The organism is Streptomyces sp. DT2A-34, assembly GCF_030499515.1.
Taxonomy (GTDB): domain Bacteria; phylum Actinomycetota; class Actinomycetes; order Streptomycetales; family Streptomycetaceae; genus Streptomyces.
This window is the reverse complement of the sequence record NZ_JASTWJ010000001.1, coordinates 6,013,590-6,027,393: the sequence shown is the minus strand read 5'-3', so window position 1 is coordinate 6,027,393 and position 13,804 is coordinate 6,013,590. Positions and strand designations below refer to the sequence as shown.

General features: G+C 71.3%; 11 protein-coding genes. 2 read left to right on the top strand and 9 right to left on the bottom strand.

Annotated features, from left to right (window positions below; all coding sequences use genetic code 11):
* Positions 1-81: 81 nt before the first annotated feature.
* The gene (locus QQM39_RS27065; RefSeq protein ID WP_302000149.1) at positions 82-942 is read right to left on the bottom strand and encodes a MurR/RpiR family transcriptional regulator; all 861 of its coding nucleotides are present in this window, start codon (positions 940-942) and stop codon (positions 82-84) included.
* On the bottom strand, positions 939-2,411 hold the full coding sequence (locus QQM39_RS27060) for an aromatic amino acid ammonia-lyase (protein WP_302000148.1): 1,473 nt from the start codon (positions 2,409-2,411) through the stop codon (positions 939-941). The genes QQM39_RS27065 and QQM39_RS27060 overlap by 4 nt, the downstream gene beginning before the upstream one ends.
* Before the next feature lie 859 nt (positions 2,412-3,270).
* Here QQM39_RS27060 and QQM39_RS27055 point away from each other — a divergent pair.
* Positions 3,271-4,542, top strand: a complete 1,272-nt coding sequence (locus QQM39_RS27055; RefSeq protein WP_302000147.1) for an MFS transporter — start codon at positions 3,271-3,273, stop codon at positions 4,540-4,542.
* A gap of 738 nt (positions 4,543-5,280) precedes the next feature.
* Positions 5,281-5,883, top strand: coding sequence for a DUF402 domain-containing protein (locus tag QQM39_RS27050; RefSeq protein ID WP_302000146.1), 603 nt, complete (start codon positions 5,281-5,283; stop codon positions 5,881-5,883).
* On the opposite strand, the gene QQM39_RS27045 is transcribed toward QQM39_RS27050, so the two are convergent.
* The 7 genes from QQM39_RS27045 to QQM39_RS27015 are packed head-to-tail and all read right to left on the bottom strand — an operon-like array spanning position 5,880 to position 13,768.
* A complete protein-coding gene (locus QQM39_RS27045) occupies positions 5,880-7,235 on the bottom strand; it encodes a TldD/PmbA family protein (RefSeq protein ID WP_302000145.1) in 1,356 nt (451 codons plus the stop codon). The genes QQM39_RS27050 and QQM39_RS27045 overlap by 4 nt on opposite strands.
* A complete protein-coding gene (locus QQM39_RS27040; protein WP_302000144.1) occupies positions 7,232-8,653 on the bottom strand; it encodes a TldD/PmbA family protein in 1,422 nt (473 codons plus the stop codon). Before QQM39_RS27040 ends, QQM39_RS27045 begins: the two co-directional genes overlap by 4 nt.
* Before the next feature lie 13 nt (positions 8,654-8,666).
* A complete protein-coding gene (locus QQM39_RS27035; RefSeq protein WP_302000143.1) occupies positions 8,667-9,734 on the bottom strand; it encodes a methyltransferase domain-containing protein in 1,068 nt (355 codons plus the stop codon).
* Positions 9,731-11,107 carry an MFS transporter gene (locus QQM39_RS27030; protein WP_302000142.1) on the bottom strand — a complete coding sequence of 459 codons (1,377 nt, stop codon included), beginning with the start codon at positions 11,105-11,107 and terminating at the stop codon, positions 9,731-9,733. The genes QQM39_RS27035 and QQM39_RS27030 overlap by 4 nt, the downstream gene beginning before the upstream one ends.
* Positions 11,104-11,889, bottom strand: a complete 786-nt coding sequence (locus tag QQM39_RS27025) for a hypothetical protein (protein WP_302000141.1) — start codon at positions 11,887-11,889, stop codon at positions 11,104-11,106. Before QQM39_RS27025 ends, QQM39_RS27030 begins: the two co-directional genes overlap by 4 nt.
* The gene (locus tag QQM39_RS27020) at positions 11,886-12,542 is read right to left on the bottom strand and encodes a TfuA-like protein (protein WP_302000140.1); all 657 of its coding nucleotides are present in this window, start codon (positions 12,540-12,542) and stop codon (positions 11,886-11,888) included. The genes QQM39_RS27025 and QQM39_RS27020 overlap by 4 nt, the downstream gene beginning before the upstream one ends.
* A complete protein-coding gene (locus tag QQM39_RS27015) occupies positions 12,539-13,768 on the bottom strand; it encodes a YcaO-like family protein (protein WP_302000139.1) in 1,230 nt (409 codons plus the stop codon). Before QQM39_RS27015 ends, QQM39_RS27020 begins: the two co-directional genes overlap by 4 nt.
* Positions 13,769-13,804: the final 36 nt, after the last annotated feature.

The following is a 13,804-nucleotide window of genomic DNA, read 5'->3' as shown; positions in this document are numbered from 1 at the left end:
CACGTTCAGCCTCCCGTCCCAGGTCTGTCCAGACGCTTTGCGCGCACGCTAGCCAGCCAACGTGAGACGAGTCTTAAGAACTCACTCGACGAACAGCCCTCGCACCGCCGCCCGCGCGTCGAACTCCTCCAGTCGCGCCTGGGCGTCGGGCAGGTCGTCGCACATCGCCTCCAGCAGGACCCGGCCCAGCAGCATCGGCGCGCAGGCCGTGTCGAAGGCGAGGCCCGTGCCGACGGCGGCGGGCAGCAGCAGGTCGGAGACCTTGGCGACCGGCGCGAAGGCGGAGTCGGCCACGGTCACCACCGTCAGCCCGCACTCCTTGGCGTACGCCAGGGTGTCCACGACCTCGCGCGGATGCCGGGGCAGCGCGAAGCAAAGCAGGGCCGTCGCGCCGGCCCGTACGGCGGCGTCGATACGGTCGTGGATCATCGTGCCGCCCTCGTGCAGCAGCCGTACGTCCGGGTGGACCTTGGCGGCGAAGTAGGAGAAGCCGTACGCCTGGGAGGCCGCGGCCCGCAGGCCCAGCACGGGCAGGGGGCGGGAGGCCGCGAGCAGCCGCCCCGCCTTCTGCACCGGGCGCGGGTCGGCCAGCACCTCGGCCAGGTGCCTGAGGTTCTCGATCTCGGCCTCGACGGCCTGCTGGTACTCGTTGTACGAGCCCGCGTCCGGCGCCGGCTCGACGGGTGCGACCTCGCGCAGGTGCCTGCGCAGCGCCGGGTAGCCGTCGAAGCCGAGGGCGACGGCGAAGCGGGTCACGGAGGGCTGGCTGACCCCGGCCAGCTCGGCCAGCTCCACGCTGGACAGGAACGGCACGTCGGCGGCCCGGCGCACCATGCTGTGCGCGATGCGCCGCTGGGTCGGTGTCAGCCGGTGCCCCTCGAAGAGCGCCTGAAGTCGCGCGGCGGGACTGTCCGCCCCGCTGGTGTTCCTGTCCGCGCTCATGCCGCGCTCCCCCTCCAGATGTCCGTGAACCGGTCCAGCAGTGCGGCCGCCGCCGTCACGTCGTCGGTGAGCGGCCGGTCGGCCAGGTCGTCGTCGAGCACCGACTCGGCCAGCTCCAGCGCCCGGCCCACGCCGAGCTCCGGGTCGGGCCTGAGGTCGCGCAGCCGCAACGCCCGTACGGCGGCGACGAGTTCGCAGCCGACGACCAGACGGTACGCGCCGCACGCGCGCAGTGTCTGCCGGGCGGCGAGCGAGGCGAAGCTGGCCTGCTCCTCCACGCCCCGGGAGAGTACAGCGTGGCCGAGCGAGGCGGGGGCGGAGAAGGCGCGCAGGTCGCCGAGGGCGGCCGCGGCGGCGTACTCCAGGATCATCACGCCGGACGAGGCGGGCTCGTGGTCGGCGAGGAAGGGCTTGAGGCGGGTGTAGGCGGGCTCGTTCAGGGTCGACAGGCGGGACGTGGACAGCCGGGCCACCTGGGTCAGCGCCAGCCTGAAGTGGTCGAGGGCGAGGGCGAGTTGGGCCTGGTAGAACCCGCCGTGGTGGTAGGCGGCCATGTCCTCGGGGGAGATGAAGGGGTTCTCGGCGGCCGCGTTGATCTCCACCGCGAGCACCTCCTCCAGGGCGTCGGCCGCGTCGTGCGCGGGGCCGTGGATCTGGGGCAGGCAGCGGAAGCCGTACGGGTCCTGGATACGCCCCAGCGGAGGGGTGGGCCGGTCCTCGGCGCCGATCAACTCCCGCATCCGGCGGGCGACTTCGGTGCTGCCCCGGTGCGGGCGGGCGGCGTGCACGGGGGCGGCGTACGCCTCGTGGGAGCCGTCGACGGCGAGCAGCGACAGGGCGGCGACGACCTGGGTGGCGGCGACGAGCCCGCGCAGTTCGTGCAGGGCGAGCGCCGCCTGGCCGAGGGTGAGGGCGTTGCTGCTGATGAAGGCGAGGGCGTCGTTGTTGTCGAGCTGCTGCGGCTCGGGGGCGCCGGAGCCCCGCCAGGGATGCTCACCGGCGAGCGCGAGGCCGGCCTGCGCCAGCGCCGCGAGGTCTCCGGTGCCGACCGAGCCGAACTCGTTCACGACCGGGTGGGCCCCGCTCTCCAGCGCCTCGCAGAGCGCCGTGGCGACGGTGGGCCGCAGGCCGGCACCCCCCGCGAGCAGCTGGTTGGCGCGGACGGCGAGCATGGCCCGCACCTGCCGGGCGGGCAGTTCCTCACCGATGGCGCCGGCGTGGCTGCGCAGCAGGCGCAGGCCGTGCTCGGCGGCGGCGTCGGTGGGCACGTCCTCGTTCCGGTTGGCGCCCACGCCGGTGGAGCGGCCGTAGACGCGTCCGGTCGCGGCGATGAGGCGGGCGGCGTCCCAGGACTCCTCGGCACGCTTCATCGCGTCGGCCGCGGGAACCGGGCGCGCGGCCCCTTCGGCGAGGCGTACGACGTCGTCGACGCCGAGCCCGATCCCGTCGAGGACGACCAGAGACGACATAAAGCCCAGACACCCCGCAATCCATGCAGCATCGTCGACCTATTCAGACAACAAGAACTCTGCATGACGCTATACAGCCGGGCAAGGGCATCTCATGATCCCCTAGGGTCGGGGGAGAGCCGAAGCTCGGAATGAGACGGGTCAGGCTCTCCTCCTCGTGCCGGTACCGGGCGATCCTCCAGCGCCGTATGCAGCGACTGGAGGATGTTCCGGCCGCCGTCTGGGTGGCCAGATCTGGCGGGCTGCGCCGGTGGCGGGAGGAGGGCCCGCCTCCAGAACAGCCCGCTGCTCAGCGAGGGCGGCCCCGCCATCCCGATCCGCCGCAGCGCCGTACGCGCCGTCCAGCAGGGCACCGAGGCCATCACACGCGAGGTCATGGACTCCATCGCTGTCGCAGCGGGGATCCGGAGAACGCGCGGCCCGACGAGCCGAGGCCGGCGGCCGCGAAGGCGGCTCGCAGAACACGTACCGAAGCGACCTCTCCAGGGGAAATCCTGATTCCAGGCGGTCACAGAACTCGCGTGCGAGCCGACCAGGCTCCGGTACCGTCACAGGACGCAGTCGCCGCCCACGGCCGTCCTCCCGGGAACCAAGTGACGAGATCCGGGATTTCCCTGACCTCACGCCCACGCCGGCTCCAAGATGTGCGCAACCGGCTCCAAGATGTGCGCAACCGTTTCCAGGAGATGCACGCCACCGGTTCCAGCACTTGGCACCTCCACCGAGGATGGCCGCGGCGCCGGCAACGGTTCCCGGAGGGTCGGCCCAATGTCCTGCGCGAAGTACGGACTGGAGGTTCCGGTCGACGGCGGAGGCCCAACACCAATGATCACCGGAGTCACCAGGGGGAGCCCGCAGCATGACCGGCACCACGGAGGCCCTTGGCGGGTCGGCTGCAGTCGACGATGCAGCACGAAGCGTCACGCGCCCGTTCTACGTATACGCCGTGCTCACCAACTCGCTGTTCCAACGCGGCGTATTCGTCATCTTCCTTTATCAGCGAGGCTTCTCCGCCGGGCAAGTGGCCCTGCTGCAGACGCTGCTCTACCTGGTCAGCGGACTTGCGGAGGTGCCGACGGGAGTCATCGCCGACCGAATCGGCAGGCGTGCCGGCATCGTAATCGGCCAGGTGCTGATAGCTGGATGTCTGCTCGGTCAGGTGGCGTCCTCCAACTACTGGGTTTTCCTGGCGCTGTTCATCGGGCAGGGCGTGGGCATGGCATGTGTGTCCGGTTCGGACACCGCCCTGCTGTACGACCTGCTCGTGCGTCGTGGCGCAACGGCCGGCTACGTCAAGATCAAGTCCCGGTTCACCATGCTCGGGACGGTCACCTCGGGAGCCGCCATCGTCCTCGGCGGCCAACTGCAGCGGATTTCCTGGGGAGTCGTCTACGTCGGTTCGGCGGCGTGCCTCGTCCTGGCCGTGGTGGTGCTGATCTCACGAGTGCCCGAGATCCGCGGCGCGGACGCGGTGGACGAACAGGACGGAGCCGGGAACGAGCACGGCGACGCCACAGCATGGCGGGCGATGCTTCGGGTCGCCACGCCGGCGCTCGTGACGCTTGTCGTGGTGTCCGGATTGATGCATGCGACTTTGACGCCGTACATCATTTTTACGCAGAAGACCCTCTCCGATCAGGGAGCGGGCACCGCATTGGTCAGCGTGGTCATATCGGCGGGATTCTTCGTCGGCGGACTCACTCCCTTGCTGTCGGACCGCGCGGACCGGCGCATCGGGTATCGGGTCATCGTCCCGGTGTCTCTCCTGACGCTCGCCGTGGCGCTCGGCCTGAGCGGCCTCGGCCTTGTCTGGGTCACCATCGCCGCGTTCCTGGTCCTGGTCGGAATTCCCGAGATCACCGCCGTGATCGTGGACAACGTGTTCAACGAGGCAGTGCCGTCGCGCCACCGGGCGAGCCTGCTGTCGATGATCGCATTCGTGGAGTCGGCGCTCATCGGCATCGGCTATCTCGTCCTCGGCGCGCTCATGGACGGGTTGGGCTCCAGTGTGGGCATGGCCGCCTACGCCGCGGCCCCCCTGCTGGCATGTCTCCTGTGGCTCCCGGTGCTCTTCCGAGGGGCACGGGTGACCACCGAGATCGAGAAGCCCGCCGGCCAAAAGGCGTCCTGAAACGGAGACTTCAGGCAGCAGGGGTGTTCCTCCTCCCGAGGAGGAACCCGAACGGTGGTGTCCTGGAAGGGCTTTGCTGCGAGAGGGACGAGCAGGGCTTCCTGCGCACCGGCCCCGCCGGGCGCATCAGCCGCCCGGTCTCTGGGCCGCTCAACCACGAGTTGGTCGAGGAGGTCACCGAGCGGGATCTCCGCGCGCACCGTCCCGCCACCGGCCGCCCACTCCAGGGTGCCGACACCGGTTCCTTGACCTCGCGCTTTCCCGAGGTGAGCTGTCCGACTGGTGATCACGAAAGCGGAAAGTGCCTCTGCCCAGCGAGAATGAGGATTACCGAAGTCCTTGTTCCCGCCACCGTCGGAGGCACTTTCCAGGTGAGGAAGCGCATCGGGTCCTACCCGCGTGTCCGTATCGAGGGCGGCGGCCGGGCGGTGGTCTCACAGGCCGGGGGTGTGCTGCTGGTCGAGACAGTCCGCAAGACCGGCCTGGAATGGAGCCGGTGCGGAAACGTAGCCGGAAAGAAATGGCGTGGAGAATCGGTTCGCGGGCAGGTGCGCGTCGTACTCGGTGTGGGTGTCGGCGGGCGGCGGGTTTCTCGGCAAGAGCCTCGACGGAGACTGGGAAGTGCGGTGCCAAGGGCCGCTACAGCAGGACCATCCGCGAGCGACGTGGACGGGCTGGACACGTTGCGTCAGCGGCGGCTCTCAAAGGGCATCTCACGATCCCCTAGGGTCGGGCGTCATGAGGTCACGGTTCCGCAGTGGTGAGGTCATCGTCCGGCGGGAGATTCTGGCCGGACGCGAATGGCTGGTGTACCCGGTGCGGGTCGCGAGTGACGACGAGCGTGCGCTCGCCGTGTACCTGGCCCAGGGCACGCCGCTCACCTTCGGGCGCGGCGACTTCCGCTGGGGCCCGCACCCCTGGACCGAGTTCGAGCACGTGTGGCAGTCCAGCGGCGTCCTGCAACTACAGCGCCCGGGGGACGGCTATGCCGTGTGGGGCCGATGGGAGGACGGCGTCCTGTCGGAGTGGTACGTCAACTTCCAGGCGCCCCTCGTCCGTACGGAGCGCGGGTTCGACACGCTCGACCACGAGCTGGACCTGATCATCCCCGGCGACGGCTCCCCGTACCGGTGGAAGGACGTCGAGCACTTCGAGGAGCGGGTGCGCACGGGCGGCTTCGACGCCGGGGAGGCGGACGCCGTGCGTGCGGCGGCCGCCTCCGTCGTGGATCTCGTCGAGCGTGGCGCGTGCTGGTGGGAACAGTGGCGTGACTGGCGGGCGCCGGCCGACTGGGCCGTTCCCGCCCCCGTGGCCCTCTATGACGACGCCTCGCGCCGCTAGCGGCCGCCGACGGAGAGCTCGGACACCAGCAGAGTGGTTCCTCGGGCCGTCCCGGGCAACGGGACGCTGTCGCTGCCCACTCCCCGAACGCCCTGAAGGAGCGACGGGACGGTGGACGCGAGGGTGGTGTGCGGGACGTGCTCGGCGAGTTCCCCGCCCCGGACCACGCGTCCGCTCACCGCGACCGAGAACCGTCCGGTCAGGGGGTCCGCCCCGGCGGGCAGGCCGGTGACGCTGTGCACGAGGAAGCCGTGGCCCAGACGGGCGACGGCCGCCTCGGGATCGAGGTCGCCGGGCGCGAGGGCCAGGGCACGGGCACCCGGCCCGGGCAGGCTCTTGTATCCGGCCCGCAGCGCCGCCCCGTTCGACGCCACACCGGCGCGCCGGCCCCCGGCGGCGTCGTGGAGGCGGTCGGCGGCACAACCACGGTCGATGAGCAGATTGCGGCGCGTCGCCAAGCCCTCCGCATCGAAGCGCGCGGCGCCGAAGCTCGTCGGATCGGTGGGATCGTCCATCAGCGTCACGCACGGCGCGGCGACACGGCTGCCGCGGGGCGCGGATGCCAGTGCCTGGTCCGGGTGGGCGGCCGGTCTGCTGAGCATGCCGCTGACTACGGCGAGGAACGCGGCCGTAGCCGACGGGGCGAGCAGCACAGGCAGCCGCCCCGGCGCGACCGGCGCCCGGTCCGCGTCGGGGAGCGCGTCGACTGCCTCCCGCGCGGCACCGGGCAGGTCGAGGTCCGCCGGGCAACGGCCCGTCGTGTAGGCGGTGGAGGTGGCCCGCCTGCCGGAGTGCGAGGCGCCGAGGACGTAGCCCGAGAGGAAGCAGGACGTACGGCGCGAGTAGCTCTCGATGCCGAGGCTGGACACCACCGCCGACTCGGCGGCGGCGTCGCCCCAGGAGACGGACTTCACCCCGCTGACCCGTGGCGACGCGGTGATCAGGCGTTCCAGGTCGATGGCGTGGGCCACCTTGTCCCCCAGAGTGAGGACGGTGCACTCCTCGCGCCACAGGTCCAGGGGGGCGGCGGGCACCCCGTCCGGGTCCGGCAGCACGGCGTCGTCCGAGGGCCGGGTGTGGCGCGCGTTCTCGCGGGCGTCGGCCACGACCTGGTCCAGGGCGGTGCCGGTCAGCCGGTTGGTGTGGGCGAATCCGACGCGGCCGCCGTGGCGCACCCGCACCCCGGCGCCGCCGCTGTCCGCACCGGTCACCGATTCGACGCACCGGTCCCGCACCAGGATCTGGGTGTCCGCGCCCCGGGCCACGAAGGCCTCGATCTCCTCGCCGGTGCGGGCCCGCGAGGCGATCGCGCGCGCGATCCTCAGTGCGGTGCCGTCCGCCTGCCAGGTCATGCCGCCGTGCCTCCGAGGGTCAGGCCGCGCCGCACTCTGAGGGTGGGCTGGCCGTATCCGACGGGGAGCGTCTGGCCGTCCTTGCCGCAGTTGCCGGGCGGGCCCAGGGTGAAGTCCGTGCCGATCGCGTCGATCTCGCGCAGCACTTCGAGGCCGTTGCCCACGAGGCTGCAGTCGGCGAGCGGCTCGCGGAGCCGGCCGTCCCGGATGGCGTACGACTCCTTGGCCGCGAAGACGAAGTCGCCCGTGGCCGTGTTGACCCGTCCGCTGCCCAGCCGGGCCACGTAGACGCCCTTCGGGGTGTCGGCGACGATGTCGTCGGGCCCGACCGTGCCGGGCAGCACGAGCGTGTTGGTCATTCTGGGCAGGGGTGGGCACTGGTAGTTCTGCCGCCGCCCGTTGACCGGTCGGACGTCTCGGCCGGCCGGCGCGTGGGCGAGGTCCCACAGGAAGCCGACCAGTACTCCGGCCTCGACCAGCGGCGTGCGACCGGCCCGGTGGCCCTCGTCGTCGAAGTGGGCGCTCCCCCAGGCCCCGGGCACACTGCCGTCGTCGACGATATGCAGGTCAGGGGGGCCGATGCGCCGGCCCAGCAGGTCGTGGAAGACCGAGCTGCGGCGAGGCAGGTGATCGGCTTCGAGCCCGTGCCCGAGCGCCTCGTGGATGAGGACGGCACCGGTCCCCGCGGCGAGGACGACCGGCACCTCCCCCGTCGGCGCGGGCACCACGTCGGTCCGCGCCCGGGCACGCCGTACGGCTTCTCGTACCGCTTCCCGCACGTCGTGCTCCGTCAGACGGGCGTCGGGGGCGTTCACGCCGATCGAGGCCCGGCCGCCCGCCGGCGAGGTACGGGAGCCCAGGACCACCGTGACAGCCAGGCGTTCCCTGGCACCGTCTCCCGCGGCGCGCTCACCCCGGGAGTTGGCGATCTCACGCACCCGGTGGTCGGTGCGCAGCACGGCCGACAGCGAGACGATGTCCCGGCCGTCCTCGACCAGGTCGGGCACGGAGCTGATCAGGTCGGCCTGGCGCTCACGTTCGGTGGGGACCACCGCGGCCTCCGGCAGCGCGTCCTCCCCACCGCCCGGCTCGGCGTCGGGTGGGCCGGCCGCCAGGTTCGCCCGCAGGGGCGGCGCGTCGTCGGGCGGCAGCTGGGCCGCGAGACAGGCCGCGGCACGGGCCGCGGCGAGCACCGCGGAGGCGGCGATGTCGCCGGTGTGGCTGTAGACGAGGGAACGACCGCGCCGCATGCGAATCCCGGCGCCGCTTTCGCGGCCCGACGTCACGTCGACGATACGGCCGTCCTTGAGCACCATGGCCGAGGTGGCCGTCCGCTCCGCGTACACCTCCAGCAGGTCCAGCGGCAGCGTTCGGTGCGCGGAGACGACGGAGGCGAGCACATCCGGGTCGAGCAACATGTCGTTCCCCGCCTCAGGTCCGGGCGAACAGCACGGCGTCGACCAGGTACAGCCGCCAGAACCGGGAGTAGTCGCGCCACATCCAGGGGGTCTGCCGGTCCTCCCAGACGACGCGCAGTCCACGGGCCGCCGCGGCGGCGCGCAGGGCATCCGGTGAACTCTCCTCCGCCGAGCCGCCCAGCCGGCGGTCACGGGCCACGTCGGACCAGCCGTAGGGGGATGTGATCAGCACGTGCCCGGTCTCGCTCGTCTGGGAGAGCAGGGTGTCGAGGAGGCGGGCCGGGTCGGGCACCAGGTCGATCAGGTTGACCGCGCAGGTCAGTTCCACCGGTTCGGCGACGGTGGGTGCGAGCGCGGAGGCTACGACGAAGTCGGCGTGGTCCGGCTTCGCCGCCACGGACAGGGCGTGCTCCTGGTAGCGGTCGCCCTCCCCGTAGGCGCGGTAGGCGTCGAGCGGGGCGGGGGCGGACAGCACCGCGCGGCGTGCGGCCAGGACGGACAGGAAGGAGGTGTCGAAGCCGAGGGTCCTGCTGCGCCGCTGGGAGAGCAGCGCGGTGAGGCCGCCCACGCTGCACCCCGCGTCGAGGGCGCTGGCGGGCTGCGCCTTGTCGACGAGGGTCGCGCAGTGGGCCCACAGATCCCGCGAGGCGGTGGCGGCCAGCAGCTCGGCGAGGGGGTTGTCGTGGTCCTCGGCGGGCGGTGTGCGGTCGTAGTGCGCGCCCAGGAAGGCGTTGACGTACCGGTCCTCGAGTTTCATGCTGCGGCGGACGTATCGGGCGTCGGTGTGGTCCGGTGCCCGCGAGGTGAGCCAGCTCGCCATCCCGGTCGAGGGCGGTGTCTGTGTGAGGTGCAGGATGACGCCGAGGTGATCCTTGAGATACGCCGTCAGGTTCTCGATCAGCAGGAGCACGCCCGCCACGATCGGATAGTCGCCGCGACAGCCCGTGCAGGAGACGACGCCTTCGACGAAGTCCCGCTCCCCGCCGGGGAGTTCGGTCTCGGCCCAGATGTCGGCCGTGAGGGAGGACTGCTCGCACGCGTCCTTGGGACAGCGCAGGAGGGGCAGCGAGGAGGCTTTCATGCTCGGGTTTTCTCGATTCGTGGCGTGGAGGCGTCGAAGGCGCTCGGGAACTCGCGGAGATAGGCGTCGTCGAGCTGCTCGTCCGGCAGGTCGAGGAACCGGGTGAGCTGCCTGTCGTACGCGGCGACGGCGGCGCACACGCAGATGGCCGCGCCGAGGGCGACCAGGGTCCACCACTGCCCGGAGGCGCGGGAGAGCAGACCGCTGCTGATCGAACCGAGGGGCATCACGATGCCCGACAGGAAGGACGCGGCGGCGACCATGCGGTTGCGGTACGCCGAGGGAGTGGCCAGCAGGCGTACCGTTCCGGTGTTGATGGTCACCAGGCACAGCCCGGCACCGGACAGCATCAGCAGCAGCGAGCCGCCCGCGGTGAACGCCAGGGGCAGATCCGCGCCGGTGACGCTGAAGAGCACTCCCGTGCCCACGAAGCCGACGCCGAGCGCGGCGAATCCGCCCAGCACGGTACGGCGTCGTCCGAGCAGGGCGTTGCTCTTCTTGGCCAGCAGGGAGCTGCCCAGGATCATGCCCACGGCGAACGCCGATTCGACGACGCTGAGCACCCAGGTCCGGCCGGGATAGTGGGCGGCCACCAGGACGGGAATGACGAGCGCGAAGACCGGGAAGAGCGCGAAGTCGACGACCATGGTGAGCATGGCCAGCCGCCACTCGGGCACGACCCTGCGGATCGCCCGGAACCCGGCTCCGGCCTCGGCCGCCCAGACGGCGAACCCGCGCTCTCGGGCGCCGTCGGTTCGGGCCGGATCGTCCGGCACCCGCAGCAGGGCGGCCAGGGTCGCGCACACGACCACGACCACGCTCGCCGCGCCGAGCACGGCCGAGTAGCCGAGAGGGCCGATCAGCATGCCGGCGACGACCGGGCCGGCGAAGGACGACAGCGACATCATCGCGCTGCGCACGCGCACCGCTCCCGCGACGGCTGACGTGTCCATCAGGCTGCGGATCGTCGACATCAGCAGCGGCTCGCGCACGCCGAGACTGACGCCGAGCAGCGTGACGCCGAGCAGCACGATCCACAGCTGATAGACACCGGCATACGCCAGGCCGGCCAGTGCGCCGCTGACGCAGGCGGAGACGAGGAAGCAGCACAGGATGACCCGCTGCGGCCGGAACCGGTCGCCGACCCATCCCAGGGCGCCTCGGGACAGCACGTCCGCACCGATGCCCAGGCCCAGCACGATGCCCAGCAGCGCGTCGTTGCCGGTGCGGTCCAGCATCCACCACGCCACCGCGATCTCCAGGCAGCGGGTCGCCATGCTTCCGCAGAAGCCGGCTGCCTGGAGCAGCGCGAAGTCGCGGACGGCCCTCGGCGGGTCCGCCGCGTCCCGCCTGCCGATGTCCGCCGTCGTCAACGCCTGGCGCCCGCGGTGACGTCGGCCTGCTGGGCCAGTTCACGGTGACGGCGCGTCAGCGACTCCTGCACCAGGTCCCCGATGACGGTTCCATGGGGGCGCTCGCTCACCGAGGCCAGGCATCCGTCGAGATACCGCGTGAGGTAGTTCATCCGCTCCTCGACCTCGGACTCACCCGCGTCGAGCCGCCGGCGCAGGGCGCTCGCGGCCGCGGCCGCGAAGTGCGCGGCCAGCAGGACGCCCCGGTAGGACTTGTTCGGCGTGCCCGAGGGCAGCACGTAGTCGTGCGGCGCCTCCGCGGTCTGGAGGTCGAACACCTCGGCGATGAAGTGCAGCCAGACATGGGCGTGTTCGTGGATGAGCGTCTCGCGCAGGGTCTCTTCGTCCCGGAAGGCCCGCGGTCCGAGGTAGATGGTCTGCGGGATGAGCACCGAGGTGCTGCTGATGCTGGACTCCATCCGCCGGTACCGCTTGGGCATGTGGAACAGCGGCCCCCACTCCGGCATGGACGCCACGACGAGCTCGGAGGCACGCTCGACCGCCGCGGCCTCGTCCGTGGCGAGCTCGCCCCAGGCCACCGCCTCGGGCTTGGAGGTCGCGTGCCGGCCGAAGACCTGCTCCGCCTTCTCCGGATCCAGGTACTCGACGAGACTGCCGTAGGCCCCCGGATCCGCGCTGCGCCGCACCACGGCCACCGCGGTGAGCAGGGCCTTCGGCTTGAACGTGGCATCGTCGACGAAGGGAACTCCGCCGATCTCGGCCATCAGCTCGGTCTGGTTCATGCGTGTGCCTCCTTGAGGATCCACGGCCGGTCGGTCAGAAAGGATTCGAGGTCGTGCGTCTTGACGCGGAAGCGGTCGAACTCGCGTACGTCCGCCCGCACCGCGTGGTGGCCGAGTCCCTCCAGGTACTGGACCAGCGCCGGGAGTGTGCGCTCCGCGTACCAGCGCCGCTTGAAGTACGCGAGGGCCTGGTCCACCTGCTCCGCCGACAGGGCTCCGGTCGTGCGCAGGTGCTCGAAGTAGGACCGGAGGTGGACCATCGGTTCCGACACCGCACGGAACGGGGGTTCCAGACCGTGCACGAGCGCGACCTCGTCGTCGGCGAAGTCCGGGTCGTCGGCGAACGCCCGGAACACGGACCCGTGGCCGAGCATGCCGAGGGTGTGCATCTCAGCGGCGCGAATGGCGCCCATCGAGCACAGCCCCCACACCCGCCAACCCGACTCCAGGGCATCGCGCAACTCCCGATGTCCCACGGCGGGATAGCTGTGGAACGTGCCGTCCGCGAGCAGGATGACACCGGGTTCGGGCTGCTGGGCGATCAGTCGGTGCACCGAGCCGCGGCGGGCCGGCGGATGCACCTCGACGTCGTGCGGGATCGGGGTCCGCAAGCCCATCGCGGAAGGGCCCACGAACAGATGTGTGCCCGTCATGCGACGGCCTCCTCGCTGCGGTGTCCGGCCGAGGCGAGGGAGGCCAGCCGTCTGCCGACGCGCTGAAGGTCGTGCTGGAACGACTCCAGGCCCGGGGCCAGAACGCGTACGACGTGCAGGCCGGCGTCGGGCACCGGCGTCAGGTCGACCGTCAGTACCTGGTGGATGCCGGCCTTCGAGGCCGTCTCCCGCAGCAGTCGTCCGGCCGTCGCGATCGAGTCGACCTCCGCACCCGGATCCGGGACGTCGGACATCGACAGCAGGCCTTCCCGGTCCGACACCTTGGCCCGCAACTGCCGCGTGGCCTGAGTCTCGGCCTGTCGTGCCGACTTCGCGAAGTAGTCGTGCCGGTCGATGATGTCGTCGCGGCCGCCGTGGATGTGCGAGAGCCGGGACTGGGCGGCCTCCGCGATGGCGCGAACCGCCGCGATGTCGCGGCTGGTGTGCAGACCGGCACCGAAGGCGATGGCCACCGGCGCGGTGTCCTCCCGTTCCAGCAGGTACGCCTGGAAGAAGGGCAGCCCGAACTCGTTGACGCTTGCACGCAGCACCACGTCCAGGTCGGCGGCGCGGGCCAGGCGCACCAGCTCGGCGGGGTGGCCGGTGACGGTGTCGAGGTCAATGGGGCGGGACCTGTCCCGGATGAGGTGAAAGGCGTGTACGTCCCGCTCCAGCAGTTCGGCCAGCCCGTGCACCGCGGCTTCCAGCGCGCTGTTGCCCGAGCTCAGCCCGTTGCTGCTGCTCCCGAAGAGACGCGGTCCCGTCAGGCCGGTGAACGGCTGGAACACGAGCTCGGCGGGAACGAATACCCGCTCGCCCGTCGTGATGTCCGTGGCCGCGACACACGGCAGCTTTTCCGCTCGGTTCACTTTACGACCGAGCAGCGGACAGAGGTCGATGAAATCGAACCGAGCAGATTCCTGACCGGCAATCTCAGAAGGCCCAAGGAATTCGACGCTCCAGTCGCCGGAACGAAACTCCGCGGCGGCAAACTCGATCGCCTCCATATACGCGCCCACTTGCGCCTCTGCCGGGCGCAGGCCCTTTCCCGCATTGACGCACAGCGAACCACGCTGAGCCGACGGCCGGATACTCGCGAACACCGGGATTCCCACCCGGTCCAGCCACGTCGTGTCCGTCACCCGCGTGATGCCCAGCTGCGGCGCGATCGCCCGAGCCTTCGCCAAGGTCTCCTCAAGCGAACACTCGCGCAGGCTGGAAGTCATCCGATGCATGTCCTGACCAGGCCTTCCCCTGTCACC

Bases quoted from the DNA above. Each gene is read 5' to 3' on its own strand.
- QQM39_RS27065 (WP_302000149.1), bottom strand. From the start codon at position 942: ATGAGCGCGGACAGGAACACCAGCGGGGCGGACAGTCCCGCCGCGCGA.
- QQM39_RS27060 (WP_302000148.1), bottom strand. From the start codon at position 2,411: ATGTCGTCTCTGGTCGTCCTCGACGGGATCGGGCTCGGCGTCGACGAC.
- QQM39_RS27055 (WP_302000147.1), top strand. From the start codon at position 3,271: ATGACCGGCACCACGGAGGCCCTTGGCGGGTCGGCTGCAGTCGACGAT.
- QQM39_RS27050 (WP_302000146.1), top strand. From the start codon at position 5,281: ATGAGGTCACGGTTCCGCAGTGGTGAGGTCATCGTCCGGCGGGAGATT.
- QQM39_RS27045 (WP_302000145.1), bottom strand. From the start codon at position 7,235: ATGACCTGGCAGGCGGACGGCACCGCACTGAGGATCGCGCGCGCGATC.
- QQM39_RS27040 (WP_302000144.1), bottom strand. From the start codon at position 8,653: ATGTTGCTCGACCCGGATGTGCTCGCCTCCGTCGTCTCCGCGCACCGA.
- QQM39_RS27035 (WP_302000143.1), bottom strand. From the start codon at position 9,734: ATGAAAGCCTCCTCGCTGCCCCTCCTGCGCTGTCCCAAGGACGCGTGC.
- QQM39_RS27025 (WP_302000141.1), bottom strand. From the start codon at position 11,889: ATGAACCAGACCGAGCTGATGGCCGAGATCGGCGGAGTTCCCTTCGTC.
- QQM39_RS27020 (WP_302000140.1), bottom strand. From the start codon at position 12,542: ATGACGGGCACACATCTGTTCGTGGGCCCTTCCGCGATGGGCTTGCGG.
- QQM39_RS27015 (WP_302000139.1), bottom strand. From the start codon at position 13,768: ATGACTTCCAGCCTGCGCGAGTGTTCGCTTGAGGAGACCTTGGCGAAG.